Origin of the sequence: Mycobacterium sp. GA-2829, from assembly GCF_001499965.1 — a bacterium.
Classification (GTDB): domain Bacteria; phylum Actinomycetota; class Actinomycetes; order Mycobacteriales; family Mycobacteriaceae; genus Mycobacterium.
In genome coordinates this window covers 62,160-77,234 of the sequence record NZ_LQIT01000027.1, presented here as the reverse complement: position 1 = coordinate 77,234, position 15,075 = coordinate 62,160, and the positions used below count along the sequence as shown (strand labels likewise).

Genomic DNA, 15,075 nt, shown 5'->3' with positions numbered 1-15,075 from the left:
GGGTCCGCTCGTCGCCGTCGGGGACGGCGCGACGGTAGACGACGGGGTGGGCGCGACCGGCGGACGCTCCTCGTCGCCGCCGGATCCGCCGAACAGCAGCAGCACCGCCGACACCACGATCGCGACGGCGGCCAGCGTCAGGATCGTCAACGCCGCGATCGCCTGCCGGGTGCGGTACCACGGCGGGGGTGGGGGCCGGAAACTCCAGGTGTTGGCGTTGAACGCGTCGAACCGATCGTCCGGTGCGGGCGGGACGAATTCGGGCGCGACGTATTCGGGTTCGGGGGCGTACTGGGGCTCGGGAGCGTATTCGGGTTCGGCGTACGTCTCCTCGGGTCCGTAGCCCCCGGCGGCCGGCTGGTCGACCTCGTCGTAGTACTGATCGCGCGCATCGCCCACGGGAGGCGGTGGGTCCCAGCGGTAGTCGAACTCCCCCGGGGCTTCGCGTTCGGCCACGTCCCCGATGCTAACCCCGCGACCTGCACATATGCGCGGACACCGAGAGTCCCGACCAACGTCCCGCCTGATCCCGCCTGGTCACGGTAGTGTTCTCAAGCCCCGTTCGATTCATTCACCGCGGTGTCCGGGGGTGGTAACCAGCGCGTCACCGCGGCGCTTTCTGACCATCGGAAGGTTCGGCCATGACGACTCCACGCCTGTTGGCGGCCTGTACATCGGCACTTCTGCTCTCCGGTTTGGTGGCCTGCGCCCCGCCGGAGAAGGACTCCGGCGGCGGTGAGACCGATTCGGGTGTGAAAGTCAGCGAGGCCACCTCGGCCGCCGACTTCGGCGGGATGGACAAGCTGGTCGAGGCCGCCAAGAGCGAGGGGGAACTCAACGTCATCGCGCTGCCGCCGGACTGGGCCAACTACGGCGCGATCATCGACACGTTCTCCAAGAAGTACGGCATCAAGGTGAACTCCGCGCAGCCCGACGCCGCGAGCCAGGACGAGATCAACGCCGCCAACCAGCAGCGCGGCAAGTCCAGTGCCCCCGACGTGTTCGACCTCGGCCAGTCCGTGGCCCTGGCCAACACCGGCATGTTCGCCCCCTACAAGGTCGAGACGTTCGACGACATCCCGGCCGAGTTCAAGGATCCCGACGGCACCTGGGTCAACGACTACGGCGGCTACATGTCGATCGGCTACGACTCCGCGAAGGTGCCGCCGATCGCCTCGGTCGACGATCTGCTCAAACCCGAGTACCGCGGCAAGGTCGCGCTCAACGGCGACCCGACCCAGGCCGGCGCCGCGTTCTCCGGCGTGATGATGGTGGCGCTGAGCCAGGGCGGCTCCGCCGACGACATCGCCCCCGGCGTCGACTTCTTCCGCAAGCTCAAGGAGGCGGGCAACTTCCTGCCCGTCGACCCGACGCCCGCGACGATCGAATCCGGCCAGACCCCCGTCGTCATCGACTGGGACTACCTCAACGCCGCGGAGACCAAGAAGCTGCCGTCCTGGACGGTCGTCGTGCCGCCGGGACCGGCCGTCGCCGGCTACTACTACCAGGCCGTCAACAAGGACGCACCGCATCCCGCCGCCGCGCGGCTGTGGCAGGAGTTCCTCTACAGCGACGAGGGTCAGAACCTCTACCTCGGCGGCGGGGCGCGCCCGGTCCGTGCCGAACCCATGCAGCAGGCGGGCACGCTGGACACGGCCGCATGGGAGGCGCTGCCGCCGGTCGCGGGTGAACCGGTCATCGTCTCGGTCGACCAGAACAAGAAGGCCACCGAGTACCTGTCGGCGAACTGGGCCGGCGCGGTCGGCTGACCACGATCGTGAGACGCCTGCGCGACGGGGTGCCGCTGCTGCCGTTCTTCGCCGTCCTGACGATCTTCCTGATCATCCCGACGGTGACGGTGGTGGTGAGCGCCTTCTTCGGCGACGACGGCTTCTCACTGGCCCGCATCGAGGCGCTGTTCTCGGCGGCCGCGCTATCGGCGCTGTGGAAGAGCGTGCTGCTGTCGGGCAGTACGGCGCTCATCGGCGCGGTGCTCGGGGCGGTGCTGTCCTGGCTGATCGTCAGCAGCCCGCCGGAGTCGATGGTGCGCCGGGGCGTGCTCGCACTGTGCAGTGTGCTCGCCCAATTCGGCGGTGTCGCACTGGCGTTCGCGTTCCTGGCGACCGTCGGCCTCAACGGTGTGCTCACGTTGTGGGTGCAGCAGCTGGTGGGCTGGAATCTGGCCGGTTCGGGGTGGCTCTACAGCCTGAGCGGGCTGATCCTCGTCTACACCTACTTCCAGATCCCGCTCATGGTGATCGTGTTCGTCCCCGCCCTGGAGGGGCTGCGCGCACAGTGGCGCGAGGCCGCGGTCAACCTCGGCGCGTCGACGTGGCAGTACTGGCGTGAGGTCGGCTTCCCGCTGCTGACACCGGCGTTCCTGGGTTCGCTGCTGTTGTTGTTCGCCAACGCCTTCGCCGCGTATGCGACGGCGGCGGCGCTGGTCAGCCAGGGCAGCCCGATCGTGCCGCTGCTCATCCGCGCCGCGCTCACCAGTGAGGTCGTGCTCGGTCAGTCCGGATTCGCCTACGCGCTCGCGCTGGAGATGATCGTCGTCGTCGCGGTGGTGATGGTCGCCTACAACGCGCTGGTGCGCCGTACCGCGAGGTGGTTGCAGTGAACAGGGTTGTCCGCGTTGTGCTTTGGGTGCTGTTCGGGTTGTTCTTCCTGTTCCCGCTCTACGCGATGGCCGACTTCTCGACCCGCGATCTGATCAACGGGGGCCGCACTCTGCAGGCATGGCAGAACCTCGTCGCCGATCAGGCGCTGTACCAGGCGATCATCATCTCGCTGCTGTTGGCGGTGTTCACGGTGCTCGCGATGCTCGCCGTGCTGGTGCCGACGATGATCTGGGTGCGGTTGCGCGCGCCGTGGGCGCGTAAACCTGTCGAATTCCTGTGCCTGCTGCCGTTGACGATTCCCGCGCTGGTCATCGTCGTCGGGTTGAAGAACGTGTACCTGTGGGTGACGTACTTCCTCGGGGAGTCCGCTCTCACACTGACTTTCGTCTATGTGGTGCTGGTGCTGCCGTTCGCCTACCGGTCGATCGACGCGGCGCTGTCGGCGATCGACCTGCAGACCCTTGCCGAGGCCGCGCGCTCGCTCGGCGCGGGCTGGACGGCCACGATCCTGCGGGTGGTGGTGCCCAACATCTGGTCGGGCATCCTGTCGGCGGCGTTCATCTCGATCGCCGTGGTCCTCGGGGAGTACACCATCGCGTCGCTGAGCGGCTATCAGACCCTGCAGGTGCAGATCGTGGCGCTCGGCAAGACTGACGGCCCCACTTCGGTCGCGGCGTCGCTGGCCGTGCTGCTGTTCGGTTTCGCTCTGCTGCTTGCCCTTTCGTTCGTCACCCGCGGGCGGCGGCGTACCGCCCCGTTAGGAGTCGCATGACCGCCGGAGTCGCCGTCGAACTCAACGACCTGACCCGGGTGTACGGCACCGTCCACGCCCTCGACGGGCTGACGCTGCACATGAAACCGGGGGAGATGGTCGCGCTGCTCGGCCCGTCGGGCTGCGGGAAGACCACCGCGCTACGCATCCTCGCCGGTCTGGACGAGGCGACGTCGGGGTCGGTGTCGGTCGACGGCCGTGACGTCAGCCGGGTGCCCGCCAACAAACGCGATATGGGCATGGTGTTCCAGGCCTACAGCCTGTTCCCGCATCTGACCGTGCTCGACAACGTCGCCTTCGGGTTGAAGATGCGCGGAAAACCGAAGGCGGAGAGGCTGACTCGGGCCGCCGACATGCTGGACCTGGTCGGGCTATCCGCGCACAAGGCCAAGTACGCCAACGAACTGTCCGGCGGCCAGCAGCAACGCGTCGCGTTGGCGCGCGCCCTGGCCGTGCAGCCGCGGGTGCTGCTGCTCGACGAACCGCTGTCGGCGCTCGACGCCAAGGTGCGCGCGCAGCTGCGCGACGAGATCCGCCGAGTGCAACTCGACGTCGGCACCACCACGCTGTTCGTCACCCACGACCAGGAGGAGGCGCTCGCCGTCGCCGACCGGGTCGGGGTGATGAGTCAGGGGCGCCTCGAACAGCTCGCCGCCCCCGCGGAGCTGTACGCGCATCCGGCGACGCCGTTCGTCGCGGAGTTCGTCGGGCTCAACAACACGGTGCCCGCGACGGTGGCGTCGGGCCGCGCCCGGCTGCTCGGCACCGAGGTGCCCGCGCTGGACGGGTCGATCGCCAGTGGGGACGGGATCGCGCTGGTGCGCCCCGAATCGGTCACGGTCAGCGCCGACGGCACGCCGAACGCCACGGTCAGTTCGGTGGCGTTCCTCGGGTCGATCTCGCGGGTGTACTGCACGCTGGCCGACGACACCGTGCTGTCCGCGCAGCTGCCCAGCTCGCAGGCGGCGAAGTTCTCCGCGGGCGATGCGGTCACCGTCGGCGTCGAACCCAACCCGGTGCTGGTCAAACCCCGCTGACTCTGCGCCTACGGCGCAGAAGTGCGAGTGATCGACGCCCTGGACGCAGAGTCAACGGGAGGGGTCAGACCGCTTTGATCGGCTCGATCCCCAGATCGCGGTAGGTCACGAGCGCGGCGAACGGCACGTTGCGCTCGGCGAACAGCTTCGCCGCGACGTCGCCGCGGTCGACCATCGGGATCACGCCGGTGACCACCGCACCCGCGGCGACCACCCGGTCGAACGCGATGGCCGTCGAGCCGCCGGTGCTGATTACGTCGTCGACCAGCAGCACCCGCATTCCGGGTTCGATCCGCGTGCCCTCGATCCACTGCTCGCGGCCGCGCGTCTTCTGCTCCTTGCGCACCGAGAACCACGCCGCCCCGGTGACCATCGCCACGCCGTGGGCCAACGGGTCGGCGCCCATGGTGAGCCCGCCGACGGCGTCGAACTCGATGCCGCTGCGGGCGGCCAGATCGGCGACCGCGCGGCTCACGACCGTCAGCCGCTCACCGTTGTCGATCGCGTACTTGCCGTCGATGTAGTCGTGGCTGAGCTGACCACTGGCCAGCCGGAACGGCTCCTCGCGATGCTCGTAACCGCGGGTGCGGATCAGCTCGAACGCGGCCTGCCAGGATTCCGGACGGTCGGACATACGCAGATCGTATGCGAGCCCGTCAGGCCTCAGCCCTCGCGGGCCCGGCGCGTCAACTCGACGGCGGCAGAGCGCAGTTCGTCGGGAGAGCGCAGCGGTGCGGCGTAGCCCACCCGCGTATAGGCGACACCGCGTTCGGTGTCCAGCCGCAGATCGAGGCCGTACCGATCGGCGCCCGTGCACAGCGCGGAGGTGGCGTCGGGGTAGCCGCCGAGCACCTGCGCCATCGCCAGCAGCGAGTCGGCGTGGTCGGCGTTGAGGTGCGCGATCGCACCCGCGGTGTGCGGGCTCACCGGATCCGGTTCCGCCGCAGCGTAATCCGCTCCGCTGCACGATTCCATCCGGCCGTAGCCGCCGACCCACCGCACTCGCTGCACGCGCAGCACCCACAGCGTGAAGTCGCTGTAGTCGATGTAGTACTTCGCCGCCGCGACCGCGGCGAGGTGCGCCCCGCGCGCGGCGGCGGCCTCCTCATCGGACGGGCGTTCGACGACGCCGGCCAGCGTGACCCGGCCGCTGGCGAGCGGATCGGACTCCGCGGCGGGGGCGACGATCGCCAGGCTGGCGCGCGGATCGCCGGTGAGGTTGCGGCCGTGTTCGGCGAGGTTCGACACGCACAGCACCGGCGCGCCGCCGAGCAGACCGTAGGTGACGAACGACGCCCACGGATCCCCGTCGGCGGTCAGCGTCGCGAGCGTGGCGGTGTTGGTGGAGGCCGCGATGGTGCGGGCCTCCTCGGCCGCCGACGGCCGCACCGCGCGAGCGACCGGGTGCAGCGGCGGCGGCACCGACGGCGCGTCGCCGGGGTCGCCGTGATCACGATTGGCCATCCGACGCACGATACCGCCGCGCTCGCGTCGCGCGGCCGCTGCGGGTGCGCCACGATTGCGCTCTGGCCGCGATGGGTAGCTGACGTTCGAGGACCCGATCGACAGGAGCACCGATGAACCTCCCGTTCGACCGATGGCTGCCGCAACAGCGGTGGTACGCCGGCCGCAGCCGCGACCTGGTCTCCGTCACGCCCGTGGTCGAGGTCGCGCTGCGCGATGACCTGGACCTGGTCCTGATCGACGCGAACTTCGCCGCGGGCGCCCCTGAGCGCTATCAGGTGATCGTGCGGTGGAGCAGCGAGGACGACCCGCAGGACCGCGCATACCTCGGCAACGACGGCGGCCGCGCGGCCTACGACGCGCTGTTCGACCCGGCCTCGGCGCGCCACCTCCTGGACCTGATCGACGGCTCGGCCACCGTCGGGGACATCCGGTTCGTCAAGGAACCCGGGGTGAGCCTGCCGCTGGACGCGACCCCGAAGGTGTCGAGCGCCGAACAGAGCAACACCAGCGTGATCTTCGGCAAGGAGGCCATGCTCAAGGTGTTCCGGCGCATCACGCCGGGCATCAACCCCGACATCGAGCTCAACCGGGTGCTCGGCCGGGCAGGCAACGACCACGTGGCCCGGTTGCTCGGCTCGTTCGACACCACCGTCGACGGGGAGCCCTACGCGCTGGGCATGGTCGCCGAATTCGCCGCGGGTTCCACCGAGGGGTGGGACATGGCGCTGGCCGACGCGACCGCCGTACTCGACGGCGCCGTCGAGGGGAAGCACGGGTTCGTCGCGGACTCCCACCGCCTCGGTGAGGCCGTCGCGTCCGTCCACGCGACGCTGGCCACCGAACTGGGCACCTCCAGCGCGCCGTTCCCCGCCGACACCGTGCTCGAGCGGTTGCGCACCGTCGCCGCCGCGGTGTCCGAACTGCGGCCCTACGTACCGCTGATCGAGGAGCGCTACCGCAAGCTCGCCGAGGCCGACATCACCGTGCACCGCATGCACGGGGATCTGCACCTCGGTCAGGTGTTGCGCACCCCGCAGCGCTGGCTGCTCATCGACTTCGAGGGCGAACCGGGCCAACCGCTCGAGGACCGCCGCCGCCCCGACTCACCGCTGCGCGACGTCGCCGGCATGCTGCGCTCCTACGAGTACGCGGCTTACCAGCGGTTGATCGAGCGCGGTGACAGCGCCGACGACGGGCTCGCCGAGCGGGCGCGGGAATGGGTGCAGCGCAACGTGACCGCGTTCTGCGACGGGTACGCCGCGGCCGCGGGTAACGACCCCCGGGACGGGGCCGACGTGCTGGCCGCCTACGAACTCGACAAGGCCGTCTACGAGGCGGGGTACGAGGCCCGGTACCGGCCGACGTGGCTGCCGATCCCGATGCGCTCGATCGCCCGCCTCGTCGAGGGCTGACATCTCGCCGACCAGACACAGAATCGCGTGGAAACGGGGGTTTCCACGCGATTCTGTGTCTGCTCGGCGCAGGAACTAGACGGTGACGACCTCGTAGCCGCCCAGGCCGTCGATCAGCACATGCAGCTGATCCTGTGCCGAACCGAGCGTGTGCTCGATCGCGGTCAACCGGGCCGCGTAGTGGCCGACGGGGTACTCGGCGGTGACGCCGATACCGCCGTGCAACTGGATCGCCTCCTGCGCGATGTGCCGGGCGGACCGGCTGATCTGCAGCTTCGCCCGCGCGGCGATCGCCGGGTCGAAGTTGCCGTCGGCGATCGACATGGCCGCGTAGAACGTCATGCTGCGCGCGAGTTCGAGCGAGACGTACATGTCGGCGGCGCGCTGGGTCAGCGTCTGGAACTTGCTGAGCGTGACACCGAACTGCTTACGGGTCTTGAGGTAGTCGGTGGTCAGGCGCAGCGCCTCCTCCATCGCGCCGAGCGCCTCGGCGCACAGCGCCGACTGCAGCCGCACCACCGCGCGGGAGATGGTCTCGCCGGCGTCGCCGCCTGCGCCCAACGGAGTGGCGGCCACCCCGTCGAGGTCGATCTCCGCGCCGCGCTGACCGTCGAAGGTGCGGAACGGTTTACGCGAGACCGCCGAGCCGTCCACGAGGAACAGGCCTGCGCCGCCGTCGGGCAGTGCGGCGCTGACGACGAGCGTGTCGGCGCTGTCCCCGGCGATCACCGGATTCTTACGGCCGGTGAGCGTCCACGAATCCCCTTGCTGCGCAGCGGTTGTCGTGAGTTTCGTACCGGCGCCGCGCATACCGGGTTCGGTGTGGGCGAAGGCGAGCAGCCGCTGCCCTGAGGCCACCTCGTCGAGGAGCTGCTTCTGCTCGTCGCTGCCGAGTTCGGCGATGACGGCGCCTGGGCCGAGCGCGGCCGACAGCACCGGCTCGGGCGCCAGCCGGCGGCCGATCTCGGTGGCCACCACCATGATCTCGAGCTGACCGCCCGCGTCCTCCTCGAAACCGAGTCCGAGGATGCCGATCTCGGCGAGCTGATTCCACACATCGCGGCTCCAGCCCAGGTCGGAGTCGACGACCTTGAGCCGGGTCTCGATGTCGTAGGTGCGCGCGAGCACGTCGCGGCTGGTGTCGCGGAGCAGTTCCTGCTCGTCGGTGAAGTCGAAATCCATGACTACCTCACAATCCGAGAATGGTCGACGCGATGATGGTGCGCTGGACCTCGTTGCTGCCGCCGTAGATCGACGTCTTGCGGTAGTTGAGGTAGGTCGGCGCGCTGCGCTGGGCCCACTCGGGCGAGGCGAGGTCGGCACCGGCGCCGAACGGCAGCGCGTCGGGTCCGGCGACCTCGACGAGCAGTTCGGTGGCCAGCTGCTGCAACTGGCTGCCGCGCAGCTTCAGCACCGACGACGCCGGGTTGGGCTGGCCGTCGGCCGAACCCGAGGCCACCCGCATCTGGGTCAGCTCGAGGGCGATGACGTCGTTCTCCGCCTCGGCGAGCCGAGCGGCGAACAACGGATCGTCGATCAGACCCGACTCCTTGGCGCGCGCCTTGACCTCGGCGAGTTTGACCTTGGTCCGGCCGACCTGGGTGATGCCGGTGCGTTCGTTGCCGAGCAGGAACTTCGCGTAGCTCCAGCCCTTGTTCTCCTCGCCGACGAGCTGGTCGGCGGGCACCCGGACGTCCTCGAAGAACACCTCGTTGACCTCGTAGCTGCCGTCGATCAGCTTGATCGGGCGCAGCGTGATGCCCGGGGTGTTCATGTCCATCAGCAGCATCGAGATGCCGGCCTGACGCTTGGGCGCCTGCGGATCAGTGCGGACCAGGTTGAAGATCCAGTCGGCGTGCTGGCCGAGCGTGGTCCAGGTCTTCTGGCCGTTGACGATGTAGGTGTCCCCGTCGCGCACCGCGGTGGTGCGCAGCGACGCCAGGTCGGAGCCGGCCTCCGGCTCCGAGAAGCCCTGGCACCACCAGATGTCCAGTGCCGCCGTCGGCGGCAGGAACCGCTGCTTCATCTCCTGGCTGCCGAACTCGGCGATGACCGGGCCGATCATCTTGGCGTTGAAGGTGAGCGGTTCGGGCACGCAGGCCAGCTGCATCTCGTCGAGCCAGATCTGGTGCTGGACCGGCGTCCAGTCCTTACCGCCCCACTCCACCGGCCAGTTCGGCACGGCCAGGCCGTGGTCGTTGAGGATCTTGTGCGTGGTGACGAGGTCGTCCTTGTTGATCTCGCCGCCCCGCCGGGACCGTTCGCGGATCTCCTCGGGGATCTGCGTGCGGTAGAAGGTACGAAGCTCGTCGCGGAAGGCGGCTTCCTCTTCGGTCAGCGCCAGCTGCATGTGTGACTCCCTGATCGGTGACTGAGGGCCTTCCCTGCACACTAACTCACCGGTTGGTCGGGACGGCTACCGGTCAGTAATAGCCGGGGGTCAGCGGTGTTCGGCGGGGTCGGTGCGGACATCGGCGATCGCGCGGAGCCGCTCTCGTTCCTGAGGAAGCCAGTGCTCGTGGCGTTCGACTGCGGCCAGCACCAGGTCGTGTTGCGCGACGAGCGGGGGGATACGGGCGGGCATGTCGGCGTCCTCGGCGGACGCGATCAGCATGTTGAGGGTGCGGACCAGCGCGGCGGCGACCTCGGGTTCCCGTGAGCCGTGGAACCGCAGTTGGTCGAACGCATGGCCGACGTACTCGTCGAACGACAGGTCCCACGGCCGGAGCAGGACGCGGTCGCCCGGGCCGGACAGCGCCGTCGGCGCCTCCCCGGCCAGGAGCAGGCGCCGGATCGTGCTGCCCACGCGCAGCACCACTTCGATCGCGGTACTCGGGTCGTTGATCGCGGGGCTGAGCGCGCGCAGCCCGATGTCGACCAGCTGCCGCAGGCCGAAGTCCAGGTCCTCCTGCATGGTGCGGACGTCGCCGACGTACACCGCGGCCGCGATGCGGGCGTTCAGATCGCGTGCCTCATCCGGCGGCCACACCCGGGCGAGGACCTGTCCCTCGCTGATGTAGGCGCCGACGCGCGTCTCCAACCGCAGGATGCCGCCCTCGGGGATGGCCTTGAACAGTTCGTCGAGCGAAGCCTGCGTCACCCAGCCGTCGCGAGGGGCGAACACCTCGTGTGCCCTGCCGAGCGTCGAGACGTCGACGTCGGGATGCTCCCGCTCGCGGCGTTCCTCCCGGGTGAGTTGGGCCAGCACGACCTCGCTCTCCTCGGAAACCCGTCGCAGCACCTCGCCGACCTGCAGCCCACGGGCGAGGTGGTCGAGGAAGGCGATGATCGCCAGGACCGTGCTCACCGCGATGACGACGGCGGCGCCGGTGGCCAGTACCGGGGCGGTGACGTCGTCGTCGCGCACCTCCCACAACACCACCACGCAGTAGACGAACGTGGCCACGAGCAGCCCGATGACCGCCTGGGCCGGCCGGTCGGCGATGAAGGTGCGCAGGACGCGCGGGGAGAACTGCTGGCTGGCCAGTTGCAGGCTGACGACGGTCAGTGAGAAGACCACCCCCGCGGTGGTGATCGTCGCACCGGCGAGGACCGCGAGGAGCTCCTGGGCGGCGCCCGGCCGCATCTGCAGTGCGACGGGCAGCCCCCAGCGGTCGCTGCGGAACATGCGGTCGATCACCAGCAGCGCGACCGCGCTGGCGAACCCGGCGACGACGATGAGCGCCGGCAGGGCGAAGAGGCTCTCCCGGAAGCGGTAGAGCGCCGCTTCCCTGCGCAGCCTGCTCCCGCCGGAGGGGCGTTTCGGCATGGCCGGAGGGTAGCCACTGGCGCGCGAGCTAACCCGGCTAACGCCGCAGCATGAACTCCAGGAACTGTTCGCGCACCGCGGCGGGTGCGCTTCGACCGGGGTCGGCGGCGTGCAGCAGACCGACGCCGGCGGAGAACATCACGGTCGAGCGCAGCGCCGCCTCCTCGGCGGCGAACCCGTCGTCGAGGAACGCCTGGCGCAGCGCGGCGAGCACCCGCAGATCGCTTCGGCGCACCTTGTCGGCGACCTTCTCGTCGGCGATCGCCCAGGTCCGCATCACCCGCTCCACGGCCCAGTGCGACGGGTTGACCAGGGTCTCCATCATCACCCGCAGCCGCTCGCGCGGGGCGACGTCGGCCATGGTGGCGAAGCGGCGGCGTTCCCGGTCGCGGATCTCACCCCACGCCTCCACCAGCGTGGCGCGGTAGGCCTGGATGTCGGTGAAGTGCCAGTAGAAGCTGCCCTTGGTGACGCTGAGCCGGTCGCACAGCCCGCTGATCCGCAGGGCGTTGGTGCCGCCTTCGGCCAGAAGGGCGAACCCCGCGTCGATCCAGTCGTCCAGCGATGTCGGGCCGTCGCGGTCGGTCGCCATGCCCGCAGCATACGGTGGCGCGGACCCGCCCCACTCGGCTTTCAGCAAACGTACCCTACCTGCTGGTATGGCGCTCGTGAGGCGGTGTCGCGGCCGTCGCATCAGGTTTAGTGCCCAGGGTGGCGGGGCAATCGGCCGACATGAGCGACAACATCGACTTCGACTCCGCCAACGACGTGGACGGCCCCGGCGACACCCTGCGCCCGATGGAGGGGCTCGACGCCGACGACGTCCGCAACGACGACGGCGACAACGTCGTCGATCCGCCGGACGACTGGAGCGAGGCCAACCGGTCCGATCAGCTGCCCCGCGGTGAGGTGGGCGGCGGGGAATCGCTCGACGACAAGCTGGCCGCCGAGGTCCCGGATCAGGCGGCAGGCGCCGCACCCGCCGATGACTCCGCACCCGCGGGTGAGGTGGAGCCGCTGCCCGAGGACCAGGTCGACACCCTCGAGCCCGACCACCACGGCACCGACGCCGGCCAGGTCAGCGGCACCCCCGAGGACGGCGACTCCTTCTTCACCGTCGTCGAATAACTCTTCGCCCATACGCCGAGACTGCGGTCAGATCACGAATCCGTCGAGGTTCGCGATCTGACCGCAGTCTCGTCGTCGGCTCTTACGGTTCGTTGACCGCCTGCAGGACCAGCACCGAGCGGGCGGCGACGTCGATCTTGGCGCCCGCGGTCACCGAATCGCGGTCGTCATCGTCGTCGGCGGTGTTCACCACCGGTTGCCAGGCCCGCGCGAATTCCTGTGCGGGCATGGCGAATTCGAGCGGCTCGTGGTGGGCGTTGAAGCACAGCAGGAACGAGTCGTCGGTGACGCGCTGGCCGCGGACGTCCAGATCCGGGATGCCCTGACCGTTGAGGTACACCCCGATCGACTTGGCGAAGCCGCTGTCCCAGTCCTCGTCGGTCATCTCCGAACCGTCGGGGGCGAACCACGCGATGTCGGGTAGGCCGGGGGCGCCGCGCTGACGCACCGGGCGGCCGGAGAAGAACCGCCTGCGGCGGAACACCGGGTGCGAGGCGCGCAGTTCGGAGACCTTCTGGGTGAACGCGATCAGCTCGGTGTCCGCGCTGGCCCAGTCGATCCACGACAGCTCGTTGTCCTGGCAGTAGACGTTGTTGTTGCCCTGCTGGGTGCGGCCCAACTCGTCGCCGTGACAGATCATCGGCACACCCTGGGACAGCATCAGCGTGGTCAGGAAGTTGCGCTGCTGACGGCTGCGCAGGGCGTTGACCTCGGGATCGTCGGTCGGCCCCTCGACCCCGCAGTTCCAGGACCGGTTGTGACTCTCGCCGTCGTTGTTGTCCTCGCCGTTGGCCTCGTTGTGTTTCTCGTTGTAGGACACCAGATCCCGCAGCGTGAACCCGTCGTGGGCGATGACGAAGTTGATCGACGCGACGGGCCTGCGCGCGGTGTGCTCGTAGAGGTCCGACGATCCGGTCAGCCGCGACGCGAACTCGTCGAGGGTGGCCGATTCGCCGCGCCAGTAGTCGCGCACGGTGTCGCGGTACTTGCCGTTCCACTCCGTCCACTGCGGCGGGAAGTTGCCGACCTGGTAGCCGCCCGGCCCGACGTCCCACGGTTCGGCGATCAGCTTGACCTGCGACACGATCGGATCCTGCTGCACGAGTTCGAAGAACGTCGCCAGTCGGTCGACGTCGTAGAACTCGCGGGCCAGCGTCGAGGCCAGGTCGAACCGGAACCCGTCGACGTGCATCTCGGTGACCCAGTAGCGCAGCGAATCCATGATCAGCTGCAGGGCGTGCGGATGGCCGACGTTGAGGCTGTTGCCGGTGCCGGTGTAGTCCATGTAGTAGCGCTTGTCGTCGTCGACGAGGCGGTAGTAGGCGGCGTTGTCGATCCCGCGGAACGACAGCGTCGGGCCCATGTGGTTGCCCTCGGCGGTGTGGTTGTAGACCACGTCGAGGATGACCTCGATGCCCTCCTCGTGCAGCGTGCGCACCATCGCCTTGAACTCCTGCACCTGACCGCCTGGCGTGGGGCTCGAGCTGTACTTCGAGTCCGGCGCCAGGAAGCCGATGGTGTTGTAGCCCCAGTAGTTCGACAGCCCCTTGTCGACGAGCGTCGAGTCGTTGGCGAAGTGATGCACCGGCATCAGCTCGATCGCGTTGATGCCGAGCGATTTCAGGTGCTCGATGATCACCGGGTGCGACACCGCGGAGTAGGTGCCGCGGATCTGCTCGGGGATGTCGGGATGAGTCTGGGTGAGACCTCTGACGTGGGCCTCGTAGATGACGGTGTCGGCGTACTCGTGGTTCGGCGGCCGGTCCACCCCCCAGTCGAAGTAGGGGTTGATGACCACCGATTTCGGCATGTGCGGCGCCGAGTCCTCGTCGTTGCGGCTGTCCGGATCGCCGAAGTTGTAGCTGAACAGTGGCTGGCCCCAGTCGAAGGTGCCGTCGATGGCCTTCGCGTAGGGGTCGAGCAGCAGCTTGTTCGGATTGCACCGCTGACCGTTGGCCGGATCGTAGGCGCCGTGCACGCGGTAGCCGTAGCGCTGGCCGGGTTCGATGTTCGGGATGAATCCGTGCCAGACGAAGCCGTCGACCTCGGGCAGCGTGAAGCACGCGGTCTGGTTGCCGTCGGCGTCGAACAGGCACAGCTCCACGCGGTCGGCGGCCTCGCTGAACAACGCGAAGTTGGTGCCGAAACCGTCATACGTCGCACCGAGGGGGTAGGCCTTACCGGGCCAGATCTCAGACGGGACGTTCGGGTTGGGGGCTGCGGCCAAAGTGCACGCTCCTGACGCTTGTTCCATGGATCGGGTGATCCCACTGTCCCCGAGCTATACCCATTTGGCGCCTTACGATGCACCCGCCCCGACGACCGTCACACCGCCGCTGCGCAGCGCCTCGACCGCCTCGGCGGTCGACTCCTCGGCGACGCCCGCGGTGTGGTCGAGCAGCACCCGGGTGCGCAAGCCCGCCGCGGCCGCGTCGGCGCCGGTGGCGCGTACGCAGTAGTCGGTGGCGATGCCCACGACGTCGACCGCGTCGACGCCGCGCTGACGCAACCAGTCCGCCAGCGGCGTACCGGCGGCGTCGCTGCCCTCGAAACCGCTGTAGGCCGCCGAGTACTCGCCCTTGGTGAACACCGCCTCGAACGGCGACGGGTCGAGGTCCGGGTGGAATTCGGCGCCGTCGGTGCCCGCGACGCAGTGCCGCGGCCACGACACCCGGTAGTCCGGGGTGTCGGAGAAGTGCTCACCCGGGTCGATGTGGAAGTCCTTGGTCGCGACGACGTGGGCGTAACCGCCCGTGCCGATCAGCTCGTTGATACGGCCGGCGACCGAGGCGCCGCCGGTCACCGCCAGTGAGCCGCCTTCGCAGAAGTCGTTCTGGACGTCGACGACGATGAGCGCGCGCATAGCGTC

Annotated in this window: 14 protein-coding genes and 1 pseudogene; 6 read left to right on the top strand and 9 right to left on the bottom strand. The window is 69.2% G+C overall.

All coding sequences use genetic code 11. The annotated features are described in order from the left end of the window. A pseudogene (locus AU194_RS17415) lies at positions 1-456 on the bottom strand (hypothetical protein); the annotation flags it as partial. A 185-nt stretch (positions 457-641) separates the two neighbouring features. Between AU194_RS17415 and AU194_RS17410 the strand changes: the two are divergent. Genes AU194_RS17410 through AU194_RS17395 form a run of 4 tightly spaced genes read left to right on the top strand, consistent with a single transcriptional unit; the run spans position 642 to position 4,430 of the window. Next, complete coding sequence (locus tag AU194_RS17410) at positions 642-1,769, top strand: ABC transporter substrate-binding protein (protein WP_059090496.1); 1,128 nt, start codon at positions 642-644, stop codon at positions 1,767-1,769. Further along, the gene (locus AU194_RS17405; protein WP_059090495.1) at positions 1,766-2,620 is read left to right on the top strand and encodes an ABC transporter permease subunit; all 855 of its coding nucleotides are present in this window, start codon (positions 1,766-1,768) and stop codon (positions 2,618-2,620) included. Before AU194_RS17410 ends, AU194_RS17405 begins: the two co-directional genes overlap by 4 nt. Next, positions 2,617-3,393, top strand: a complete 777-nt coding sequence (locus AU194_RS17400; RefSeq protein ID WP_059090494.1) for an ABC transporter permease — start codon at positions 2,617-2,619, stop codon at positions 3,391-3,393. The genes AU194_RS17405 and AU194_RS17400 overlap by 4 nt, the downstream gene beginning before the upstream one ends. Then, positions 3,390-4,430, top strand: coding sequence for an ABC transporter ATP-binding protein (locus tag AU194_RS17395; RefSeq protein ID WP_059090493.1), 1,041 nt, complete (start codon positions 3,390-3,392; stop codon positions 4,428-4,430). The genes AU194_RS17400 and AU194_RS17395 overlap by 4 nt, the downstream gene beginning before the upstream one ends. Positions 4,431-4,494: 64 nt before the next feature. Here the strand turns inward: AU194_RS17395 and AU194_RS17390 are convergent, their stop codons facing one another. Further along, positions 4,495-5,064: an orotate phosphoribosyltransferase gene (locus AU194_RS17390; RefSeq protein ID WP_059090492.1), complete on the bottom strand. Its 570-nt coding sequence runs from the start codon at positions 5,062-5,064 to the stop codon at positions 4,495-4,497. A 29-nt stretch (positions 5,065-5,093) separates the two neighbouring features. After that, a complete protein-coding gene (locus tag AU194_RS17385; protein ID WP_059090505.1) occupies positions 5,094-5,894 on the bottom strand; it encodes a HugZ family protein in 801 nt (266 codons plus the stop codon). 113 nt (positions 5,895-6,007) lie between these two features. Here AU194_RS17385 and AU194_RS17380 point away from each other — a divergent pair, with 113 nt between their 5' ends. Further along, complete coding sequence (locus tag AU194_RS17380; protein ID WP_059090491.1) at positions 6,008-7,309, top strand: hypothetical protein; 1,302 nt, start codon at positions 6,008-6,010, stop codon at positions 7,307-7,309. A gap of 75 nt (positions 7,310-7,384) precedes the next feature. On the opposite strand, the gene AU194_RS17375 is transcribed toward AU194_RS17380, so the two are convergent. The 4 genes from AU194_RS17375 to AU194_RS17360 form a co-directional block, all read right to left on the bottom strand. Beyond that, the gene (locus AU194_RS17375) at positions 7,385-8,491 is read right to left on the bottom strand and encodes an acyl-CoA dehydrogenase family protein (RefSeq protein WP_059090490.1); all 1,107 of its coding nucleotides are present in this window, start codon (positions 8,489-8,491) and stop codon (positions 7,385-7,387) included. A gap of 7 nt (positions 8,492-8,498) precedes the next feature. Further along, complete coding sequence (locus AU194_RS17370; RefSeq protein ID WP_059090489.1) at positions 8,499-9,659, bottom strand: acyl-CoA dehydrogenase family protein; 1,161 nt, start codon at positions 9,657-9,659, stop codon at positions 8,499-8,501. 90 nt (positions 9,660-9,749) lie between these two features. Next, positions 9,750-11,078: a DUF2254 domain-containing protein gene (locus AU194_RS17365; protein WP_059090488.1), complete on the bottom strand. Its 1,329-nt coding sequence runs from the start codon at positions 11,076-11,078 to the stop codon at positions 9,750-9,752. 37 nt (positions 11,079-11,115) lie between these two features. Beyond that, entirely contained in the window at positions 11,116-11,670 is a 555-nt protein-coding gene (locus AU194_RS17360) for a TetR/AcrR family transcriptional regulator (RefSeq protein ID WP_082698696.1), read from the bottom strand. Between the two features lie 140 nt (positions 11,671-11,810). On the opposite strand from AU194_RS17360, the gene AU194_RS17355 reads away from it, so the two are divergent. Then, positions 11,811-12,206, top strand: a complete 396-nt coding sequence (locus AU194_RS17355) for a hypothetical protein (protein WP_059090486.1) — start codon at positions 11,811-11,813, stop codon at positions 12,204-12,206. An 82-nt stretch (positions 12,207-12,288) separates the two neighbouring features. Here the strand turns inward: AU194_RS17355 and glgX are convergent, their stop codons facing one another. Both glgX and AU194_RS17345 read right to left on the bottom strand, forming a co-directional pair. After that, the gene (gene glgX, locus AU194_RS17350) at positions 12,289-14,460 is read right to left on the bottom strand and encodes a glycogen debranching protein GlgX (protein ID WP_157576164.1); all 2,172 of its coding nucleotides are present in this window, start codon (positions 14,458-14,460) and stop codon (positions 12,289-12,291) included. 45 nt (positions 14,461-14,505) lie between these two features. Beyond that, positions 14,506-15,069: a nicotinamidase gene (locus AU194_RS17345; protein ID WP_059090484.1), complete on the bottom strand. Its 564-nt coding sequence runs from the start codon at positions 15,067-15,069 to the stop codon at positions 14,506-14,508. Positions 15,070-15,075: the final 6 nt, after the last annotated feature.